The 21,479-nt window shown below is 34.5% G+C and carries 10 protein-coding genes; 8 read left to right on the top strand and 2 right to left on the bottom strand.

The window, feature by feature from the left end; genetic code table 11:
* The first annotated feature begins 197 nt into the window (after positions 1-197).
* Together CCPUN_RS03070 and CCPUN_RS03065 are read left to right on the top strand one after the other, a co-directional pair.
* Entirely contained in the window at positions 198-731 is a 534-nt protein-coding gene (locus tag CCPUN_RS03070; protein ID WP_133282121.1) for a hypothetical protein, read from the top strand.
* 115 nt (positions 732-846) lie between these two features.
* Positions 847-1,776, top strand: coding sequence for a hypothetical protein (locus tag CCPUN_RS03065; RefSeq protein WP_133282120.1), 930 nt, complete (start codon positions 847-849; stop codon positions 1,774-1,776).
* Positions 1,777-1,963: 187 nt separating this feature from the next.
* On the opposite strand, the gene CCPUN_RS03060 is transcribed toward CCPUN_RS03065, so the two are convergent.
* Entirely contained in the window at positions 1,964-5,575 is a 3,612-nt protein-coding gene (locus CCPUN_RS03060; RefSeq protein WP_133282119.1) for a sodium:solute symporter family transporter, read from the bottom strand.
* 1,393 nt (positions 5,576-6,968) lie between these two features.
* Here CCPUN_RS03060 and CCPUN_RS03055 point away from each other — a divergent pair.
* Positions 6,969-8,372 carry a sodium:solute symporter family protein gene (locus CCPUN_RS03055; RefSeq protein ID WP_133282118.1) on the top strand — a complete coding sequence of 468 codons (1,404 nt, stop codon included), beginning with the start codon at positions 6,969-6,971 and terminating at the stop codon, positions 8,370-8,372.
* 71 nt (positions 8,373-8,443) lie between these two features.
* Positions 8,444-11,449, top strand: coding sequence for a TolB family protein (locus tag CCPUN_RS03050; protein WP_133282117.1), 3,006 nt, complete (start codon positions 8,444-8,446; stop codon positions 11,447-11,449).
* Positions 11,450-11,558: 109 nt separating this feature from the next.
* Here the strand turns inward: CCPUN_RS03050 and CCPUN_RS03045 are convergent, their stop codons facing one another.
* Complete coding sequence (locus tag CCPUN_RS03045; protein WP_133282116.1) at positions 11,559-13,958, bottom strand: alpha-ketoacid dehydrogenase subunit alpha/beta; 2,400 nt, start codon at positions 13,956-13,958, stop codon at positions 11,559-11,561.
* Positions 13,959-14,379: 421 nt separating this feature from the next.
* Between CCPUN_RS03045 and CCPUN_RS03040 the strand changes: the two genes are divergently transcribed.
* From CCPUN_RS03040 to CCPUN_RS03025, 4 genes are all read left to right on the top strand, one after another.
* The gene (locus CCPUN_RS03040; RefSeq protein ID WP_133282115.1) at positions 14,380-16,578 is read left to right on the top strand and encodes an ankyrin repeat domain-containing protein; all 2,199 of its coding nucleotides are present in this window, start codon (positions 14,380-14,382) and stop codon (positions 16,576-16,578) included.
* Positions 16,579-16,720: 142 nt separating this feature from the next.
* On the top strand, positions 16,721-17,806 hold the full coding sequence (locus CCPUN_RS03035) for a GTP cyclohydrolase II (RefSeq protein WP_133282114.1): 1,086 nt from the start codon (positions 16,721-16,723) through the stop codon (positions 17,804-17,806).
* 116 nt (positions 17,807-17,922) lie between these two features.
* Entirely contained in the window at positions 17,923-20,400 is a 2,478-nt protein-coding gene (locus CCPUN_RS03030) for a sodium:solute symporter family protein (protein ID WP_133282113.1), read from the top strand.
* A gap of 300 nt (positions 20,401-20,700) precedes the next feature.
* The gene (locus CCPUN_RS03025; RefSeq protein ID WP_133282112.1) at positions 20,701-21,378 is read left to right on the top strand and encodes an HD domain-containing protein; all 678 of its coding nucleotides are present in this window, start codon (positions 20,701-20,703) and stop codon (positions 21,376-21,378) included.
* Positions 21,379-21,479: the final 101 nt, after the last annotated feature.

Below are 21,479 nucleotides of genomic sequence, written 5' to 3'. Positions count from 1 at the left end.
TGAACCCTTAAAAATTTTTCAGGAAAAGTTATGGCGTAATCCATATACAGCTTTTAATTAAAAATGCGAAAGTCCTGTCTAGGTTAAATTATATAATAGAATCATTTAAAGATATCGTAGAAACTAGAGGAGGATTCACAAATATAGAAGGAAAAGAGGCTTCATTTTCGAATTATCCTAATATTATTATAACACAAATGGTTCGTGAAGTGTCACGTGAACGTGTATCTCATGGTAAATCCAAAGTACTTCTATCAGATCAATATACCTATGGTGGTACAATGGCTAAAGGAGATGTTGATCTTGTAGTACGTATAAAAAGCGGTCCAAATTATACCGATAATATCTTATTTGTTACAGAAGTAAAAAAACCTTCAACACTTGAAGAAGGGTTATTACAAAACTGTATGGAGCTATATGATGCATATGAAAAAAACTCTGTTAAAGGAGAGGTATATGGTATCGTTATTTGCGGTAATCAATGGATATATACGAGATATGTAGGTGATAATAATGAATATCCTATGAAAAATTGGAATCAATCCGATTGTTTGCATATTTATATTCCTAATGATATTAACAATTTCGGTGATAAAACTAAAGAAGAAGTAAAAGAAATAACCTCGTATATCAAATGGATTATTAAATCTTCAGCGGAGAAATTTGATAACGCTATAGCTCCCAAGACAAGTATTAAATCTCCAAAAAAGAGAAGGAGGGGTAGTAGCTAAACGGAATTAGACAAATACAGCACATTATATAATGTTTGATTATGAGGTATATTATTTGGCTTATATACAAAAATAATCTGAGATATTTTTTTGTAATCTTAAATTACGCAATAATATGATTTGTAAACATTTAAAATCAGTTATATGTCTTTTATTACTCTTATTGGGTCAGTCGTGTTCTAACCATCAATTATTGGATGCAAAAAAAGACCGTGGAAAACATCATGCCGATAATCGTACTAGAAAAAGAACTCGACCTGAAGAGATAGAATCAAAGCCTGTAGGTTTTAGCCAATGGACACCTGATCTATTTAAAGAAAAGTTTGGTGTAGATTTTAATCCCAGAAGGATGAAGGACTTTAAGCTTGAAAGAGAGCATGTTGCTAAAGACAATTTAGAACTTATAATAAAAATGTTTAAAAAATTTATAAACACTAGAGGGGGATTTATAATAAAGACAGAAGAAAAAGAAGCTCAGTTTTCTCATTATGCTAATATTATTATAACAAGTGTAGTGGATGAAGTTTTATGTGGACGTGTATCTAATGATAAAACAAGAATATTTCTATCAGATCAATATATCTATGGTGGCACAAGAGCTAGGGGAGCCGTTGACCTTGTAGTATGTATAGAAGGTAGTCCAAATTGTAGAGATAATATACTGTTAGTTACAGAAGTAAAAACTCCTTCAACCCTTTTGGATGGATTATTACAAAACTGTATGGAGCTATATGAAGCATATGAACAGAACCCCATTAAAGAAGAGGTGTATGGTGTAGTTACTTGTGGTAATCAATGGATATTTACTAAATATGTAGGTAGTAATAATGAATATTCTATGAAAAATTGGAGCCAATCTAGATGTTTTACTATTGATATGCCTAATTATATTGAGGATTTCGATGCAGAAACTGAAGCAAGTATAGAAAAAATAGCCTCATATATCAAATGGATTATTAAATCTTCAGCGGAGAAATTTGATAACGCTATAGCTTCCAAGACAAGTACTAAATCTCCCAAAAAAAGAAGGATGGGTAGTGCCTAAACGGGATTAGACAAATACAGCACATTATATAATGTTTGATTATGAGGCATACTATCTGGTTTATGTAATTTTCAATTACGCAATAATATGATTTGTAAACATTTAAAATCAGTTATATATCTTTTATTACTCTTATTAGGTCAGCCTTGTTCTAACCATCAATTATTTATTGGGTGTAAAACAGCATCTATTGATCCGATTCATCCAAATAGGTAAAATACCATTCAGGATGATCTGCACGTCTACCTTTAATCAGATAAAATACAATATCTGTTTCCTTTTGATAATAAGTAATGCCCTTTTCAGCTGCAGCCTCTAGCTCTTTTTCTATCTCAGGATCATAATCAAGATACTGTGCTGCTAGCTCAGAATCTATATAAAATCCCTGACTGGATGATACAAATAAATCTTTTTTATTGGTATACCCAGCACCATGTTGCATATCATAAAGCCGTTCTGCAAGCTTGATATACAGCACAACAATATTGGGTTGCTCTTTCTCTACTTCATTGCCTGTTTCATTATCTACCTGTATGACATATACCTTTGTTTTAGCGATAGCCTCATCTAGATCTCTGTACTTATCTACAGATATGACATCTTCGATAAGACTAGCAATACCTAAGCCAAATTTTTCTTCAATATGAGATAGCGATGTGCGCAGATGACGTACCAAATCATACAATAATGCAGTATAAATCACTTTTGGTGAATGAGGAGTCCATCTAGCAACCAGCTTGGCAATGCCTACCGCACGCACATAAAGCAATTCACCACAGTCATGACGCATATCACCATATTTTTCCTTAATAAAGGATACAATTTCTTTTATGATGATAGGATCGACATCTGTCGTTTTACATATATTTTCATTAAAATCCATTAAAAACGTCAAAGCATCTGCTGATCCTTGGGTATCTACTGGATGGTCTGTAATGAGGGAGTCTAAAGGCCATCTGGTTTGCATGGAATCTTGAACAAGATGTATCCACTGAGGTAGAACGATAAGGAAGCCTTCTTCTCCCTCTTTAGGTAGCTGCATATAACCATAATGGGCCCGAACAATTTGTAACATATCGTGTGTAGTTGGATCTAATGGTCTACCCAAAACCTCATTTATATTGCCTGCATAAAAGTCACGATAGGCTGTTATATATCTTTTTTTATGTGGGATTCTCTTTTCTGGAGGCGTATTGTTATTACTTATTACAATGCTTAAAGCTTCAAAAGTTTGCCATATAATGTTGCCTCTATGGACTTTATCATCTTCATGGTTGTATATATCAGCACACCGTATATCACAATGTATCGTATCTATATCTATGGTTTTTTTATTAATGACGCTTAATACAGCATAAGTAAATAACTTAACCATTCTATCCATTTCACATTCTATATTCTGACTAGATTCATAATGTATGGTGATACGGGGCATAGTACCCAATTCCTCTTTAATAGCCATTTCTACCTCATTAATAATACGACTGATGTAAACTTGCTGTAAATCTAATACCATAGTCCCCATAGTAGTACTGGTTTTATCATAGTGTCTACGCCAATCCGTATATTTATTTATAAATGCTTTAAAATCACGTTTTGTTAGTTTCTCTGTATCACCAAGACGTTCTACAGCTTGGTTCAGCTTATCTTCTACATGCCCTAATATATCTGCAGCTTCTGCCATAGAACTTTTTTTCGTAGTTTTTGTGATATGGTCTGCTGTATAGACTGTTTCTTTTACCTTTTGTTTTTCCTCTTGTTCTTGTTGTGTTTTTAGATTACATATTTTTCTAATCAATTGATTGATTAGATTTTTATTTTCTAAGTTACTAAAAAAAGTTATACTCATTAACAGTATTAATAAGAGATATAATGATCGAGTATCTGCTTGTAAAAAATCTGTTACCCCAACCATATATATTCGGTAGGCAATGGCTGATAACGTAAGCAATATGGTTCGTTTACTAAAGTATAATGGTAGTATATTTGAGGCATAAACCAAATGTGTAAATGATAGCAATATGGTTGTTACAGGACTAACATTATACCACCAGTGAAAAATAACATCTACAGGCAGTATCCATATAATTCCCATGAACCAGCCCCATAAAGGCATATGATGTGTGGCACCTCGACTTTTTTGCATACCATAGTTGTAAAAGACAACAGCAATTACAAGCCTAGCTATATGCCATACTATAGAATGCAGGCCCATTCCCATCATAGATAAAGAAAGCATAGTAGTAGCTGCAATATAAAAGGCCATTTGTAGTAAAGTGGTATCACTTGGCTTTAGCCTTTCCAGCTCCTGCCTAAAACTGGCTTTTTGCTGTTGCTTACGAATGTATTTTCTATACCCATCAATACGTTTTTTGCGAGGGCTTTTCTTTTCTTTTATCCATCCCACTCCTTCTGGTTGTGGAAATAAATAGTATGTAGCCAGCATCGCTACCCCATTGGCCAACATACAAACAAAAGACCCATCTATGCCTGTTTTCGGTTTAATCCATTTATTCCACAAATAAATAGATAGTCCACCTATAACCATACCTACTGTGGCAATAATAGATGTACCTCTAAAACCAAAAACAGCTAAGATAAAAGGTGCTACAATCACTGGTATCGTTAAGTCAAATGATAATTTGAGTAGATCGAGCAAATCTTTTTTATAAAAAGTTAATATCATAGCAAATATTCCTAAGGTTGCAGAGGTCAATCGAGCAATCTCAAGTTGGTTAATAGAGGCAGCGATTTTTTCTCCAAACACACCTTTTATCAAATCATAACTAATCATCACAGCGCAAGCGTTTAATATAGAGTCAGCTGTGGACATAGCCATAGAGAGTAAGACCATACAGACCAACCCTTTTACAACAGGAGAGAGCGCTCCCATAATATATCCCCAAATCCCTTGTGTAGATAGCTCTGGAGCTGCTATCAAGACAGCTACACCCACCAAAAGGATAAAAACTTTTATAACAAAACTTAATATACCTGCATGAAAAAAAGACTTCTTTGCCTGTATAGCTGTTTTAGCCATATAGACCCTTTGTATCATTGGCGGTTCTATATAAGAAAATAATCCAGCTAACCTCAATGCGATAAGGCTTATTAAAGCCTGACCGGAAATGCTTTCAAATTCGAATTTTTTTTGCGTCCCTAAAAAGTGAATAACGTCTGATGTGGATTTACCAGTTTTTTGAAACAAAATGCAGGCTAATATGGGAATAACCATAAAAAATGTTACAAACTGTACAGTATCTGTGTAAGCCACTGCCCGGATACCTCCAAATGCAGAATAAAAAACAAGAATTAAAGTGGCAATCATGGAGATTGCTTTCGTGTTATTAAGATCTGTACATACGCTTATAGCTAATGTTATGACATTAATTTGAATAGCAAGACTTGCAATAGATGCAGCCACACTAGATAGTACAGTAATGACTCTAGGTATTCTACCATACACCCTTCCTATGGTATCTGCCATAGAAAGATTTTCCATAAATGGCTGCATACGTGAGGCTAATGGACTAATGATCCAAATAGAAAAGATACCCAAGCTAGACCAAACTATCCAATACAATCCCTGAGCATGCACTTGCTCTACGTTACGGGTTAATCCACCACCTCCATAAGCAGTGGCCACTATGGTGGCTATCAATGTAGCTGTGGAAAATTCTTTATTGCCTATAGCATATTCTTTAATATCTTTTACGTTATTACTACAATAAATACCTACTAAAAACGTAAGCAGCAGAAAAGACACCACCATAAAGAGGGGAAGATCGCTTGATACCATAAAATAAATTGGTTTTCTGTATTAAAAAAGGCTGGAATAGGCAAACATCAGCTACCTATGCGATGCCTTTTAAAAAATAATATTACAAATAAGATAGATTCTACTATATACTACAGTTGTACATGACTTTATTTTGTTATGCACACGGGACACAAAAGCTTATTTTGTATCCCTACCTAATACCTAATATATATTGATTATGCTTAAAGCAGCATTTAACTAAGAAGGAGTACAAAATACTTAGTGTCACTAATATGACGCATATTAGGCAATATTTTTATAAAAACAATTTTTTTGATTGTATATAACAAAATTGATCAATAAAGATGCTACAGTTAAGCATGGATATAGATATTATATCAGATGTTACTACGTTTTCTAGAGAGGAAATATATCTATTGTTAAAGAAAACAACTTAAGCAGGGCTTGCGTATAATAGCCATATTTAGAAATAATTAATATGGCTGATAATCAAAAAAATGATATTTATAAATTTTATAACGTATTCTATACACGGTTTTTAAGTAAAAATCCGAAAGTTCTAAATAAAAATATTTGGATTTTTAAATAAAGTTTCCTATATTGAATTGCGATGGTTAGATGTAAGGTGAGTGCGGTTGATTAGGTGAAGATACATATTTTTGTATTTAGTGTAGGTTAGGGTATATCAAGCATCGCAAAAGAAGAGGTAAAATTTCAACATTAATAAAAATGTATTTATTATGATGATCAATAATTTAAAAAAAATTCTATTTGCTCTAAGTGCGATTTTAGTAGCAACACCCAGTTTTGATTTGTAATAAATCTAAATTTACCTTATAGGTGCTTTGCATAATTTTTTTGCTGAAGCTTTTAGAAAGTTAGGCTCTTAATAGCATGTTAAGTTGCTTTATTACTTAGTAAAAGCATATCCTTATTGGGGTGGATTGTGAAGGATGGCATAATAAGGATATGCTTTCAGCTGTTTTCCTCAATGTTGCTTTTCTCTCTTATCAAAGCAATAACTTACATGATGTATAAATAATCTGATATTGTAAGCAAGCATCTATCCATACCAAATAATCTAAGAAATCACTTATATCAGGATTTCCTCATACTAGGCAATAAAGTTTAACTTTGTGGATTATAGATAGCTTGAATAATTATACAATACATCTGTCATATGTATATGTAAAATTTGTATCAAATCCAAATTGTTAAACAATAATGTTGGCATATTGCTATGGCATAGTGATTTGTTTATCGTAAAACAGTATATTTGTTGAATTATTGCATAATAGGGTAGAACAGGTAAGTTTCCTTTATATATAAGCTAAAAATAAAGCTTTTTAGCATTGTTTCTTTGTTAAGCGATGTTTATTTCATTTGGTTACATGACTGATAATATAAATTTATGATACCACTACACCTTATTCCATTATTGTCTGTAGCACTTTTTTTAGTTATAGTTCTTGTTGGTGCAATAATATCTACCCGCAATGTAACGACACTAAGAGAATATATTACATGGGATAGGCAGCTCCCAACGCCTACACTGGTAATGACTGTATTGGCTACGGCTTTTGGAGGAGGTAGTCTTATGCGTCATGTAGAGCAAATCTATACTGGGGGCAATGCCTGGGTGTATATTGTCCTTATATCTAGTTTATCTTTTTCTGTTATAAGCTTTTTGGCATCACGCGCAGAGCTCTTTATGCATAACCTATCGATGCCAGAGAGCATAGGTAGGGTATATGGGAAACAGGCAAGAATTATTGCAGCTTTTGTTGGTATTGTCTCTTTAGTGATTGGTATTGCTATACAAATTAATGTAATGTCCATAGCTATAGGAATGGTGCTGCCTGCTATAAATGCCAAGTTGATTGTGTTATTTACTTTTGGTATTCTTGTGTTTTATACTACCATCGGAGGTGTGCATATTGCTACCTTTACCCATACTTTTTATATGCTAACCTTTGTTATCATATTACCTATTTTTCTCTATGCGATAGTACAAAAACATTATAATTTGTCAGTAGATAATGTCCAGGTTTTAGGGGCACAAGTAAGCCTGCAAGGTAGTATTGCTCCCAATGAAAATCTAAGTATGTTTGCAATAATTATGCTAGGCCTATCTAGCATGGTGTCTTACATACAGCCTGCCATTATACAGAGAATGTATATGGCTTCCGATCATATCCATGCAGCACGTGTGTTTTTTTATGCTAGTTTATTTGGCATCGTAATGAAAATTATGATTGTTTCCTTACCTTTATTGGTTAAAGAAGGTGCATCGAATTTATCTACTTCGGAATTATGGCGCTATATTATGGAGGTGCTTCCTACACCATATCAGGGAGGTATTGTTATCGCTTTTCTTACATTATCGATGTCTACAGCTGAAGCCCATTTAAATACTTGTGCTGTTCTGGTAAGCCATGATCTTGTGCAATGTTTCATAGATAGAAAAGGTGTTGATTTTGAACGTCAACTAAAATTGGCCAAGATGACTGTAGTGGCTGTTGGAACATGTGCTATGGTGTTAAGCTTTTGTTGTAGCAATTTGCTAACATTACTCATGTTCTTTTTGGATCTGTATATTCCCATCATAGTAGCTCCATTTGTTTTGGCTATTTTGGGTTTTCGTGGTGCTTCACATACAGCTTTAGCAGGTATGATTACTGGATTTGTAACTATTATAGTATGGAAATTATGGATTGAGCCCCTAACAGGTATCAATGGGTCATTTATTTGCATGGTATGTAATGGGTTGGCTATGGCAGTTGCTCACTACTTGACAAAAAAGACTCTATCATAAATAGTCAAATCGAATATATTCATTTTTAGTTGTTCTTACATTAAAAACTACAATTTTACGTCATTATTTATATGATTATTGTATATCGCAAACAGGTTTTTTCCTATTTTTTTACGTTTTTAGTTTTTGGACTGGTTGCTTTTTTTTCGGATGCTCATGCGACAAAGAAAATAGAAACACCCCACTTTAGCATATTATTTCAGGAAAATATGACTGAGGAGGCCCAACGTGTGGCCAACACATTAGAAACCCTCCATGGTCCTGTTGCTAAAACATTAGGTGCTCGGCCTAGGCCTCTTCGTATTTTACTAAATAACCAAACTGCTTATGCAAATGGAATGTTTACATCAATGCCACTTCGCCTTGAATTCTATAACTTTTATTCTTCAGACCCACATTTTGTTGGAAATGTTGATTGGCTTAATGCATTAAGTATTCATGAATATAGACATTATATGCAATATAGTGTTCAATATCAGAGTACGCCTATATGGCTGAGGTCCCTATATTTTGGGTGTAATTTGTTTACTTTTACGGGTGTACCGCGTTTTTTTAGTGAAGGAGATGCTGTTGTTATAGAAACAGCTTTATCTAAAAGTGGTCGAGGAAGACTACCTGGCTGGGAAAAGTTGTATAAAATGAACCTTTTAGAATATAAACCAACTACCTTTGCCCAGTGTCTATTTCGCTCTTACCGACGTGATTTGCCTGATGAATACCGTTTAGGCTATTATTTTGTTACCCACATCCGCAATAAGTATGGCGCAAAGGCAATAGAAGACATATACAAAAAAAGCATTAGGAGGGTACCTTATTTTGGATTTTATAATGCGGTAAAGGAAGTTACGAAGAAATCTGTAATGGAGGTATATAAAGAAATGAATCAAGAGCTATTGCTTGGTTGGAGTAAGCAACTAGATGGCTTAAAAATTACACCTGCAACACACCTAAATATTAAGCAGCATGCAGATAGTTCTAGCTATATAAGGCCATTCATAGATAGATCGGGGCATATTTTTGCTTGGAAAAAGGGGATAAGCGTACGGCATCAGCTAGTCATGTTAAGCCCTATGCCTTCTACCGATAATACCTCCTCATTACAAGAGATTTCTACTTTTCTTTTTAAAGAGAAGAGACTCTTTTTTACAGTGTTTACAAATGCTCTGCCCTCTCCGTTTGCTTGTGCTGTAGGTGAGGGATGTGCGGTTTGGCTGGAACAATATTTACATCCTTGGAAGGGGAAAATAGGTGACAATAATGTTCACAGAATAAGGTTGCAATATTATGATTTTAAACGTAAAACAAAAAAAACGCTTGTTAAAAATATCCGATATAACGCCCTAGCTATAAGCCCTAATGGCAAGCAACTTGTTGCAATAGAGTCTGGTGAAGATGGTAGCAATCAATTGGTTGTTGTAGAGTTAGATAGTGGTAGCGTTATAAAAAAAATAAAAAACCACGATGGTGGTTTTTACATGACTCCTAATTGGTCAGATAATGAACATGTAGTAGTAGTGAAGTCTAAGAATCAAAAAAATAGCATTCTATTGGTCAATGTAATTTCAGAACAGGTAGAAGTGCTTTTACCATTTACGCACGAACATAGAAATTCACCTCAGATATATAAAGACTACTTATTGTATAACAGCTCTTATAATGGCATTGATAACATTTATGCCATGCATCTACCTACAAAAGCTTGTTTTCAAGTTACTTCTAGAAAGTATGGTGCTTATTTGGGCATGGTAGACTGTAAAACCAATCAACTGATTTTTACGGATTACACTAAAAATGGAATGGAAATAGCTGTAATGGCTTTTGATCCACTTTCATGGACACCATTGGAAAATGTAGAAGATAGATCTTTTCGCTACTATGATACGGTCGTTGCTCAAGAAGACAATGGAGATGTACTATCACAAGTTCCTGAACAGATCTATCCTGTAACGGATGCTAGTTTCGGAAAAGATAGCCTGGCTTTTACAGGAATGACGCTAGATACTGATGCTCGAAATAAAAAATTTCAAACTATTCCATTTGAAATAGTCAGCCTACAGGGTGATTTTAAAGCTTCCCCTTATTTTTTCTATCAATTTAATATGGATCAGAAAAGCAATCATTCGCAATTGAAACAAAAACAAAGTGAGCTTGGATTGCGTTTTTCTTATTACACAGTTTATCCCATTTTAACCGCCCGTATTAGTGCTAGGTGTTATAAAGAATGGACAGACAGTGTTCGGATAATTCAGACTATTGATGGACTTGGCGCTATTCCATATATCAAAGCATTGCCTAAATATTGGGGAAGTGAATTTTCGTTAGGCATAAAGTTACCGTATTACTTTCCTTTAAACAATGCTTTAGCACAATTATCTTTCGCAACTACTGCTGTTGTGCAACCACCTGATGCAAGTGGTGGGATGAGTTATACACAAGAGTATCAATTGGACATCAAGAACACCACAACATCCTGTACAAGGAATATAAATCCTCCGTGGTGTCAAAATCTTTGTCTAAAAATGCAACATAGCGTTAAGTCTACTAAACTAAACCAAACTAAATTCGCTTATACGCCTTCATTAGATCTTTTTTTTCCTGGTATTGTAAATCATCATTATTTTATGCTATGTACAAAATATCATTATAAATCTAGCTTGTCAAAGATAATACTAGATCTATTTAATGCTGTTTCTAGAGATTCTAGCGTACGAGTTGATCCTTACTATCATAGAAGGATATCCCTATTTAATATATATACAGCTTATGGTTTACCGATAGCTTATCCAGATTGTGGTATTCCGTATATTTTATACCTAAAACATATTAGTTTAGAGGGTTATTATGATTTTAGAAAAGAAAAGTTGAAATCTCAAGTGAAAATGGGCTCAAAATCATTCAGTGACATTGACACAAATGATACCACCATTCATAATCTAGGCATAAAGTTTATTATGCTTAATCATTTATTGTCTCTTACTAATCTTTCTGTTAAAGCTATATTAGACTTTGGGTTGTGTAAAAAGAAAAATTATGACTGGAAATTTATTTGTGGAGCAAGTTTTAGTTTGAATAACTGATATAGATATTTTTTTTTGGTGTAAAGTATTTGGCAATATAACTTAATTTCCACTATTCTTACATGTAGTGCTATACGTTAAATGTAGTTCAAAAGAGATCGATTAAAGATTAAAAAATAGTGGGATAACGTGTTGGCTTAGCATGATGCATCATCATGTAAACACGCATTACTATATCTTCTACATTGGGTTTAGAAAAATAGTTGCCATCATCACCATACGCTGGACGGTGTGGTTTACTAGTAATGGTAATTGGCGCTTCATCCAACATAGCATAACCACTTTGTACTTCAAGTATTTGTTGCATCATGTAGGCAGTAGTACCGCCTGGTACATCCTCGTCTGCAAAAACAATCCGATTGGTTTTTTGGAGAGATTTTGAAATATGATTTTGAATATCAAATGGCAGTAGTGTTTGTACATCAATAACTTCACATTCAATGCCTAAAGTAGATAGCCTATCAGCTGCTTCACAAACAATGCGGCACATGGCGCCATAAGTGACAATGGTTACATCTGTACCTGTACGTAGTATTTCAGGGATGCCTAATGGTACCGTCATAGATTCTATGTTGTTAGGCATAGGCTCTTTTAGGCGATAGCCATTTAAGCATTCGATAATGATTGCTACATCATCGGACTGTAACATGGTGTTATAAAAACCAGCTGCCTGTGTCATATTTCGTGGTACCAAGAGATAGATACCCCTGATGGCATGTATAATACTTGCTAGATAGGATCCAGAATGCCAAATGCCTTCTAGTCTATGCCCTCGTGTTCGGATTATCATGGGCGCTTTTTGTCCTCCTTTGGTTCTATACCGTAACGTTGCCAGATCGTCTGAAATAATCTGAAGGGCATAGGGCAAATAGTCTAAATACTGTATTTCTACAATAGGTCTAAGTCCACGCATCGCAGCGCCGATGCCTTGTCCTATCATAGTACATTCCCTAATGCTGGTGTCAGTAACACGTAATGTCCCATATATTTCCTGTATGCCTGCAAAGCCTTGGTTGACATCACCAATTTTTCCTAAGTCCTGACCAATCGCAAAAATTCGATTATCTCGTTCTAGCAATGTCTTGAAACAGTTGCGTAATACTTCCTTCCCATCTACTTGAGTTGGATTTTCCGGATAAGTGGACGGAATATTTTTTACATGTAAGGCTGCTTCTTTGGAATGGCTATACAAATGATCACTAAATCTTTTTTCATTACTTCTTGCATTTTTGTGCCACCAAGCAAGCATCTTTTTTTTGTTTGCATAGGGTATATTACGTAGTTCATAGAGTGCTTGCGTTGCGGCCTTGGCTACATCCAAGTGGTGCACATGATGTAGTGAAATTAACTTATGCAGGATATTAGGTAGCTTGTTGTGGTTTTTTATTTCCTCCTCTGGCAATGAAATATCACGTAGTAATGCAATAAGTTCTTTCCTTTCATTACTAGCTTCCTTCATTAATGCGTTCCAAGCTGCTTGTTTAGCTGCTTTTACTTTTTTTTCAGAGGTTGCTTCAATTACATCGAGTTCTTCTTTAGTAGCAATACCAGTTTGCACCATCCATGCCGCCATCTTGGCAATGCAGTCATGTGCATGTTCCCAGTTTAATCTATCTATTGACTTATAACGCTCATGAGATCCAGAAGTAGAATGACCTTGTGGTTGAGTCATTTCTTTAACATGAATAAGTACAGGCACATGTTCATCTCTACAGATATGTACTGCCTGTTTATAGGTATTACATAGATCTACATAATCCCACCCACGTGTAACAAAGATTTCATAGCCAGGTTGTGTATCGGTACGTTTGCAACCCGCTAATAAAGCAGAAATATCTTCTTTAATAGTGTGGTACTGTTGAGGCACAGAAATGCCATATCCATCATCCCAAATAGAAATACACATGGGCACTTGGAGCACACCAGCTGCATTGATGGTTTCAAAAAACATACCCTCCGAAGTACTTGCATCTCCAATGGTTCCAAAAGCAACTTCATTACCTTGGTTAGAAAAGTTTTTTTGAATACTTTGAAAGTCAGAAGATCTATATAGCTTAGAAGCATAAGCTAAACCAAGTAATCTAGGCATCTGTGATCCTGTAGATGATAGGTCTGCAGAGATATTCTTAGTGGTTAATTGGTTCAACCAATTACCTTGTTCATCTATCAACCTTGTAGCAAAGTGGCTATTCATCATCCTTCCTCCAGAGGCTGGATCAGCCTCTATAGATGCATGGGCATACAGTTGGGCAAAGTATTGTTGTAAGGTTAATGCACCAATGGTGAACATAAAAGTTTGATCTCTATAATAGCCAGAGCGCCAGTCGCCAGCTTGAAAATACTTCGCCATAGCTAATTGGGCAACTTCTTTGCCATCTCCGAAAATGCCAAACTTAGCTTTTCCTGCAAATACTTCTTTACGTGCTAATAGACTTGCTGCCCTGCTTTCACAGGCTATTCGGTAATCTTGAATGATTTCAGTTGGGGTAATAGATAAAGATTCTAGCATATTGCATTATAAATACATGTCATTGTATGTTTTTAAGTGTAAAACTTACTTAGTTAGCATGTACCATACATGGCAAAGTTACATATTTTTTTAGCAAAAAATAAGGTAATCTGCTGATTAAGTATACCATGAAATGGCTTAAATTTAAAGCTACTTCAGCGGAAAGAATGAATAATAGTTTCATTTACGTAAGTAACGTAAACGGATATGAGGTTGTAAAATAAATTTTATTCTATTACATTACTAATGTAGGAGGAAAGTGTTAAACCTTCAACATTGCCTGCATGTTAAAAAAAATTTGGTTAGGGCAATAGGATCCATATGACTGAGGGCAATATGAAAAAGAAGTTTTATGCATCATTCAAATATTGTTTCCTAATGCATTAACTAAAAATGTAGTAATGGTTTAAAAATAAATTATATGAATATCAAAAAGATTTTTTTTACGGTACACTTTCTCTGCATTTTTCTGACTTATCTACAGCCTATTGTGGCTTATGAAGAAGTAGATACAACATTACAGATCTCAAGCATAACTAAAGCTGATTCAATAGCAAAAAGTCATGCTAGTTCTGTACTTCATGCAGCAGCAGCAGTGGGTAATGTAACACGTATACGCTCTTTAATTGCTAATGGAGTTAATGTCCATTTTGTAGATAAAAAACAAATTAATGCCTTGCATATTGCTGCAGCAAAAGGTCATTTTCTTTGCGTGCAAGAATTGCTTAATATAGGTGTAAAGGTTAATAGCGCTGATCATCTTGGAAGAACACCTCTGCATTTCGCTGCTCAAAATGGTCATCTTGCTGTCATACGAGAGTTGATTTCTGTTGGGGCTACCGTTCGTGCATTGGATTGTCAAGGTAGAACTCCGCTCCATATGGCTGCAGAAGCAGGAAAGACGGAATGTATACGTTATTTAATTAGTCAAAAGGCGAGTGTACACGCTTTAGATAAGCATAATGTTACGCCAATCCATTGTGCAGCTTTGTCTGGATCTATTGCTTCTGTTAAAGCTTTAATAGCAGCAGGTGCCAAGGTTCAAGTATTTACTAAATATAAGTTAACACCATTACATGCGGCAGCACAAGGTGGCAATGCCGCATGTATACGGATACTTATTCATAGTGGTGCGAGTGTAAATGCGCTTACCTTAAGTGGTATTTCTCCACTGTACTTGGCAGCACGGTTTGGACAATTTGCAGCTTTACAGGAACTCTTGAATAATAAGGCAGATATCTCTGCTGTAGATGGACTCAATACGCCATTGCATGCTGTCGTATTGGGTAAGCATATAGCCTGTTTGAAATTACTGCTACAGGCTGGTGGAAATCCACATGTACGGAACAAAGAACAAAATACGCCATTACATCTGGCTGCAAGTTATGGTAGTCAGCCTTGCCTTAAGGAACTCATTGCTGCTAGTCAAGGCAATGTGCAAATAATAGGTGCAAAGCAGCGCACACCTTTGCATTGTGCAGCTAAAGCAGGTCATCTTGCTTGTGTAACAGAACTTATTAATGCAGGTGCCTGTGTAAATATTACAGACGCTCATAATAAAACACCGTTACACTTAAGTGCTTTTTACGGTCATAATGATTGTTTAGAAGCACTTATACAAGCTGGAGCAAATATTTATGTAAAAACACAAGAGGCATTCACACCATTACATATGGCTGTTAAAAGTGGCAGCATGTCATGTATGCAAACATTGCTACATATCGGTGCTGGTAGTATTTCTGCAATAACTAGATTTGGGAATACACCTCTTCATGTTGCTATTGCAGCAAGAAATACAGATTGTAGCTTAGCGTTGATCAAAGCGGGAGCTCCTGTCAATGTTGCCAATCAATGGGGTGTTACTCCCATCCATGTAGCTGCAAAAAGAGGAGATTTACTTTGCTTACAGGAACTTATTCAGTCTAAGGCCAATGTGAATGCTAAAACGCATTCAGGAATTACCCCTGTCCATATGGTTGCCAAAAGAGGCTATGTGGAATGTTTGAAATTGCTTGTGCAGGCAGGGGCGAATGTGCTGGTACGCAATCGACTAAAAGAAACACCACTTTATTTAGCTGCTGCTAATGGACACCTCTCTTTGATAGAAGCATTGATTGAAGCCGATCGAAATCAAGGCTCACTAGCTAAGAAAATGAAAGAAAAAGTAGCTGCTACTCCTGGTCTGGAGAAGGTCACTAAAAATAAGCCTAAGGTAGATACACCAAATCAGTTTAACGAAACGCCATTACATATTGCTGTAGAAAATGGGCATACTCAGTGTGTGCAATTACTGATACGTTATGGAGCTAAGGTAAATACCAAAAGGACAACAGGTGAAATGCCATTACATACTGCTGCTCAAAATGGCAATGAAATTTGTATAAGAATGCTTTTAGCGGCAAAAACAGAAGTTAATTGCTTAGATCGGTATAAAAACACGCCTTTACACCTTGCAGCTCAAGGTGGACATATTAAAAGTGTAAAAGTATTAATAATGGCAGGGGGAGCACTCAAGAAGCTTAATAAATTTAATAAAACTCCATCATATTTGGCATTGCAAAATGGCCATCTAGCATGTTATGAAGAGTTAGAGCGTTATCTTAAAAATCAAGGCCAATAGGTTTGGGTAAGTGGTTTAAATATATAATGTGAAGTTACCCAAGTCGATTTTAAAATTTTTATATTGGAAGTGCGTATTAGACCTATTATACTGGACTGAAAAAATCAGTCCAGTATATAATGAAGTAAGCAAAGTAAAGTTTATGTCATTAGTTCGTAAGCCACTAATTTTTAAGCTGAATGAGTGTAAAATATTTATGGGTGAACCATTAATAGGTTCTAGTATGCAATGGCGTATGCAAGCCATATTTGAAGATAAAGATGGAAAAGGAAGGGCCTGTTATGATGTTATTTTTATCAATTGCTACGCTGCAACGCCACATCAAGCAAAGGTAGTTTTCTTAGATGTTTCAGACATTGATCTTAAACTGAAGAATTCTCTATCTGAATCATACCGTATATTTCAATCATATATTGATGCAAGTAAACAAACTAATAAAAAGTACATTTTAATACGTAAATGCGACATTTGTAATTTACATTATCCACATATTTTTATTTCATACTGTTATAGTACTTACAAAGATGTATATAAAAGAACATTAATGTATTTTTTAACTAATTTTTGCCAAGCAAATCCAGATTATATCATAGCGTATGAACAAGATTATAGAGATCTTATAGAATTTAAAAATGATAAAGTAGTGTACCATGCAACAAAGTGGGTGAATGCCAAGTTTTCTAATAAAACTATTGCATTGCAATACAATAAATGTCTGCTAAAGTCCGATGTATGGAAAATGTACTATATTATTCAAGCAAAAAACAATACACTTGACTCTTTAAAAAAGAAAAAAAATATCTGGTTAAGATTGGATTCTGGCTGTTCATCTAGTCAACTATACAATGATACTAGGTGTGATTGTCAAGATCAGCTTATTAGTGCACTCATAGAAATCAATAATCTGGATAAGAATGGATTGCTAATACACATTCCTGCACATGACCGGAAAGGATTTGGATGGATGATAAAATCAGAAGAATCTCATAATCAGCATAAACAAAAGCAAAATATGCCGCCATTCAATATCCCATGGGATACATTAGAAGATGATGACTGGATTTCTTTAGATAATTCCAGAGATCTAAGAACTTTCGATGGAGCAGCATCTATTTTAAATCTGCTTGAAATACAAGATGTATACCTGATTACAGATAACAACATTAAAATAGAATCATTAAAAAAATACAATATTAATGTAAAGAGGATACCAACGAATGGTAAATAAAATAAGTTTATAATAAGTATTATATCTAATGCAGTGTCTGCATACATAGCATATAGACTATTTTATCTATAAAGTGGTTATTATAGGCGATCTTGTCATAAACGATCTAAAATTATATGTATACGATAGATTTGATTATAATAGGGATATTTCTAGCTATATCACTTACTATTGGGTTATACTATAGTAAAGGGATTACTACATTCAAAGACTATGCTGTTGGTGGTGGTAATATGTCTACATTAGTTATTACTATTTCTTTAATAGCTACCACCTATGCCGGTGGTATTTTAAACTCTAGACTAGATGGATATTACCGTCAAGGTATTTATATGTTGATTATGGATTTAGCTAGCCCTGTTAGCTTTTATTTAGCTTCTAGATTTATCATTATAAGGATGAAGGAGTTTATAGGAGATCTTTCGATAGCAGAGTCTATGGGTAAGCTCTATGGTACTTCTGTTCGAATGATAACAGCTGTAATGGGTATTATAATGACCATAGCTATATTAGCTGTGCAATTTAAAGTGGGATTACTAATTGTGACTAGTTTATTTTCTATATCTAAGCAGTATGCGGAGTATTATACTATAGCCTTGGCTCTTCTAGTTATTATTTATACCACATTAGGTGGTGCTAGGTCTGTTTCTGTTACAGATGTATATCAATTTTGTCTTTTTAGTGTTTGTTTTCCTATTTTAATCTTTACACTTCTATATAATTCTAAAGATCTATTGGTTAATTGGCAAAAATTTATGACTATGCCGCAATTTAACCTTTTGAAGGTATGTACATGGAATGATGCCTTAGTTAGTGTATTAACCAATTTCATTTGGCATAGTGTATTCCCTTTTGATCCAGCTCGCATTCAGCGTGTTTACATGACATCTGTACAGCAAGCAGCTAAGGTTTTTTTTAAAAGCGCTATGATAAGAGTTTTTTTCCCTCTATTGTTTTTTAGCATTGCAGGCGCTTTGTATATGGGAGGGCACAAGATCTCTTCGCACCAAAGTGTACTAAATTATATTATTCATCTGCAATACTTCCCTGGTATGAAAGGTATACTTATAACAGCTATTATTGCTTTGTTAATGTCTACTGCTGATTCTAATTTACATGCTGCTTCAGTTCTATTTACAAATGATATATATCCTATAGTGAGCAGATTCAATGCATCGTCTTATAAATTGTCACTTAAGGTTGCACAGATTTCTTCTGGAATAATAGGTATACTTGCTCTTTTTATTGTATTGTATACAACCAGTGTCATACAATTAATGAATAAAGCTGTTCACTTTTATGTACCTGCTATTGCTATTCCAATGATTATGGCTTGTTTTGGGTTTAGGCCTCGTCCTGCTGCAGTACTATGGACCATGGGCATCAGTATAGCCTTAACAACCTATCGTATTTTTATTCAAGGGCAATCAGTAGGGCAAAAAGATATTTTTTATTCACTTTTGTGTAGTACATTTATATTAATCATTACCAACTACCTCTTACCTAGAAAACCCAATACAGGATGGGTAGGTATTCCAGATGATAACACTGTGCAGCTACAAAATCAGGAAACCAAACGCTGGTGGTCAAGCAAAATAAAAACCTTTCAGGCTGTTTGCACTAAATCCTATTGGGATAATATTTTTCCTAGAAGTTCCACTACTTTCATAGCATCAGGCATTTATTTTATTATTTACAGCTCCATACTACTTTGCTATATGAATCAAGTATATGGACTTTCCTATATCTACTGGTATATAGTTATCATGTTCATAGGAACAATAGTAACCTTTTATCCTACTTTTCACGCTTATAAAAAAGGAGGGAATAGATTTCTGCATGGGTTATGGCCTATATTGTTATGTGTTGCTTTTTTTATTTCTGGTATTACCTATATGAAATTAAGCCATTTTTCACCTATTTCCTGCGCATTTTTCATAGTAAATATAGGCCTAAGTAGCTTATTACTACCATATAACATAATGATATTTATGCTATTTACATCGCTATTTATCCATAAATGGATACCTCCTTATATATCCCTTATAGGTTGTAAAGAGTTGATAACTATAGAAACAATGATGGGGTTAACTATTCTACTCAGTTGCCTAGTGTATAGATATCTAAGGAATGAAAATCACATAAAATTACAAACTATAGCGTTAATTAGAATCTATGAGCAACAGTATGCGCTAGCTTCTCTACATAATCAAGCCAACTGGAACCGCTTAGATCCCACTTATAGCGGGAAGGTACTACAAGATATGACTGATTTATTAAACCCATATGTAGAAAATCTACCTATACAGGAATTTCAGAATAAGCTCTATATATTTACCCAATCTCTTCTGAAAAGAGCTAAGGAAGAACGTACGTTTACATTAAGTCCACAGTCTATTCATAAAGTTTACATAGAAGAGCTGATCCTAAAATCTTATGAAATGGTTAGGAAGCTAGATATACCAATACAGCTGCTTTTAAAGAAACAAACCAAAGAAAAATACTTATTAACGGAATCAATTACTTTTGAGAGATTACTTACTATAAATTTTTGGTGGTGGTACAAATATATGATACTAAATTACTCAAACTAGATTTTATATTTTTGTTTTGATAATGAATATTGTATTGATTTTTTTGCATAAATAATTCTATTTTTTGTCTTTGTTAAAGCCATTATTTACTATATCTATGTTAGTGAGGCATTCAGAATAGCTTTCTGTAATGTGTTTGCTTAAAAAAAATTAACCACTTCTTATTAAACGATATAAAATACACTCAAGATCAAATACTTATTCCATCATATATTTGTACCACCACCAAATTTTTTACACCTATGCCAGGGTAAATACACCATAGATCATACAATTTATTTAACTATTTCGGATACATTATTGTCTTACCCTTTCCCTAATCCTTACCAGGCAGTCATACATAGTACGCATGAGAAGCAACTAAAATCTCCTGTATTACCTGCACTTGTTTTTTCTATGTCTACAGATACAGATAAGCCAAATATACTACTTACTTACGAAGTTACAGATGAACTTCGTTCAGGATATTTACCTAAGACAATAAATAATCTGTATCAAGAAGAAAGTAGACAAATTGTACAAGCTCATGGAGGATATATGGAAACCATAGAAACAGAAACTGGTTTAACCTGTCTCTACATATTACCTATTGATGGTAAAAAAGTTATGCGGTTTAAACGATATCATACCAATGACTTATCTAATAAAGTAGCAGAAACTGCTGCAAGTTTAGCGCAAGAAAAAGAGCTGATTCGTTTAGTTGTAAGCAAAACAACGTTAACTGAGCAAAAGGTAAAGGAAACTATTCACTTTATTAAGAAAGCACATGGAAATGTTATACGTAAGTCAGGTGATCCTTTTTATACCCATCCTATGTGGGTAGCTAAGATTGTATTAGAAGCTACCAATAACTCTGATACCATTTTGGCAGCTCTGTTGCATGATGTAATAGAGGATACAATGGGTTACATTGGAGCAAATAGAACTACTATATGGAATGGAAGTGGCTTATATAGTGGACATGGTTACGCATTATAATACTTATGGGTTTCGATGGAAGTTAGATCCGACATTTCGCACAAAAATTTGGGATTTTTTATTTTCTCTATTTATTACATAAATGTTACTATATTTTTAGG

The organism is Cardinium endosymbiont of Culicoides punctatus (assembly GCF_004354815.1).
Classification (GTDB): domain Bacteria; phylum Bacteroidota; class Bacteroidia; order Cytophagales; family Amoebophilaceae; genus Cardinium.
Note: the sequence above shows the minus strand (reverse complement) of the source record. Positions and strands in the feature narration are given on the sequence as shown.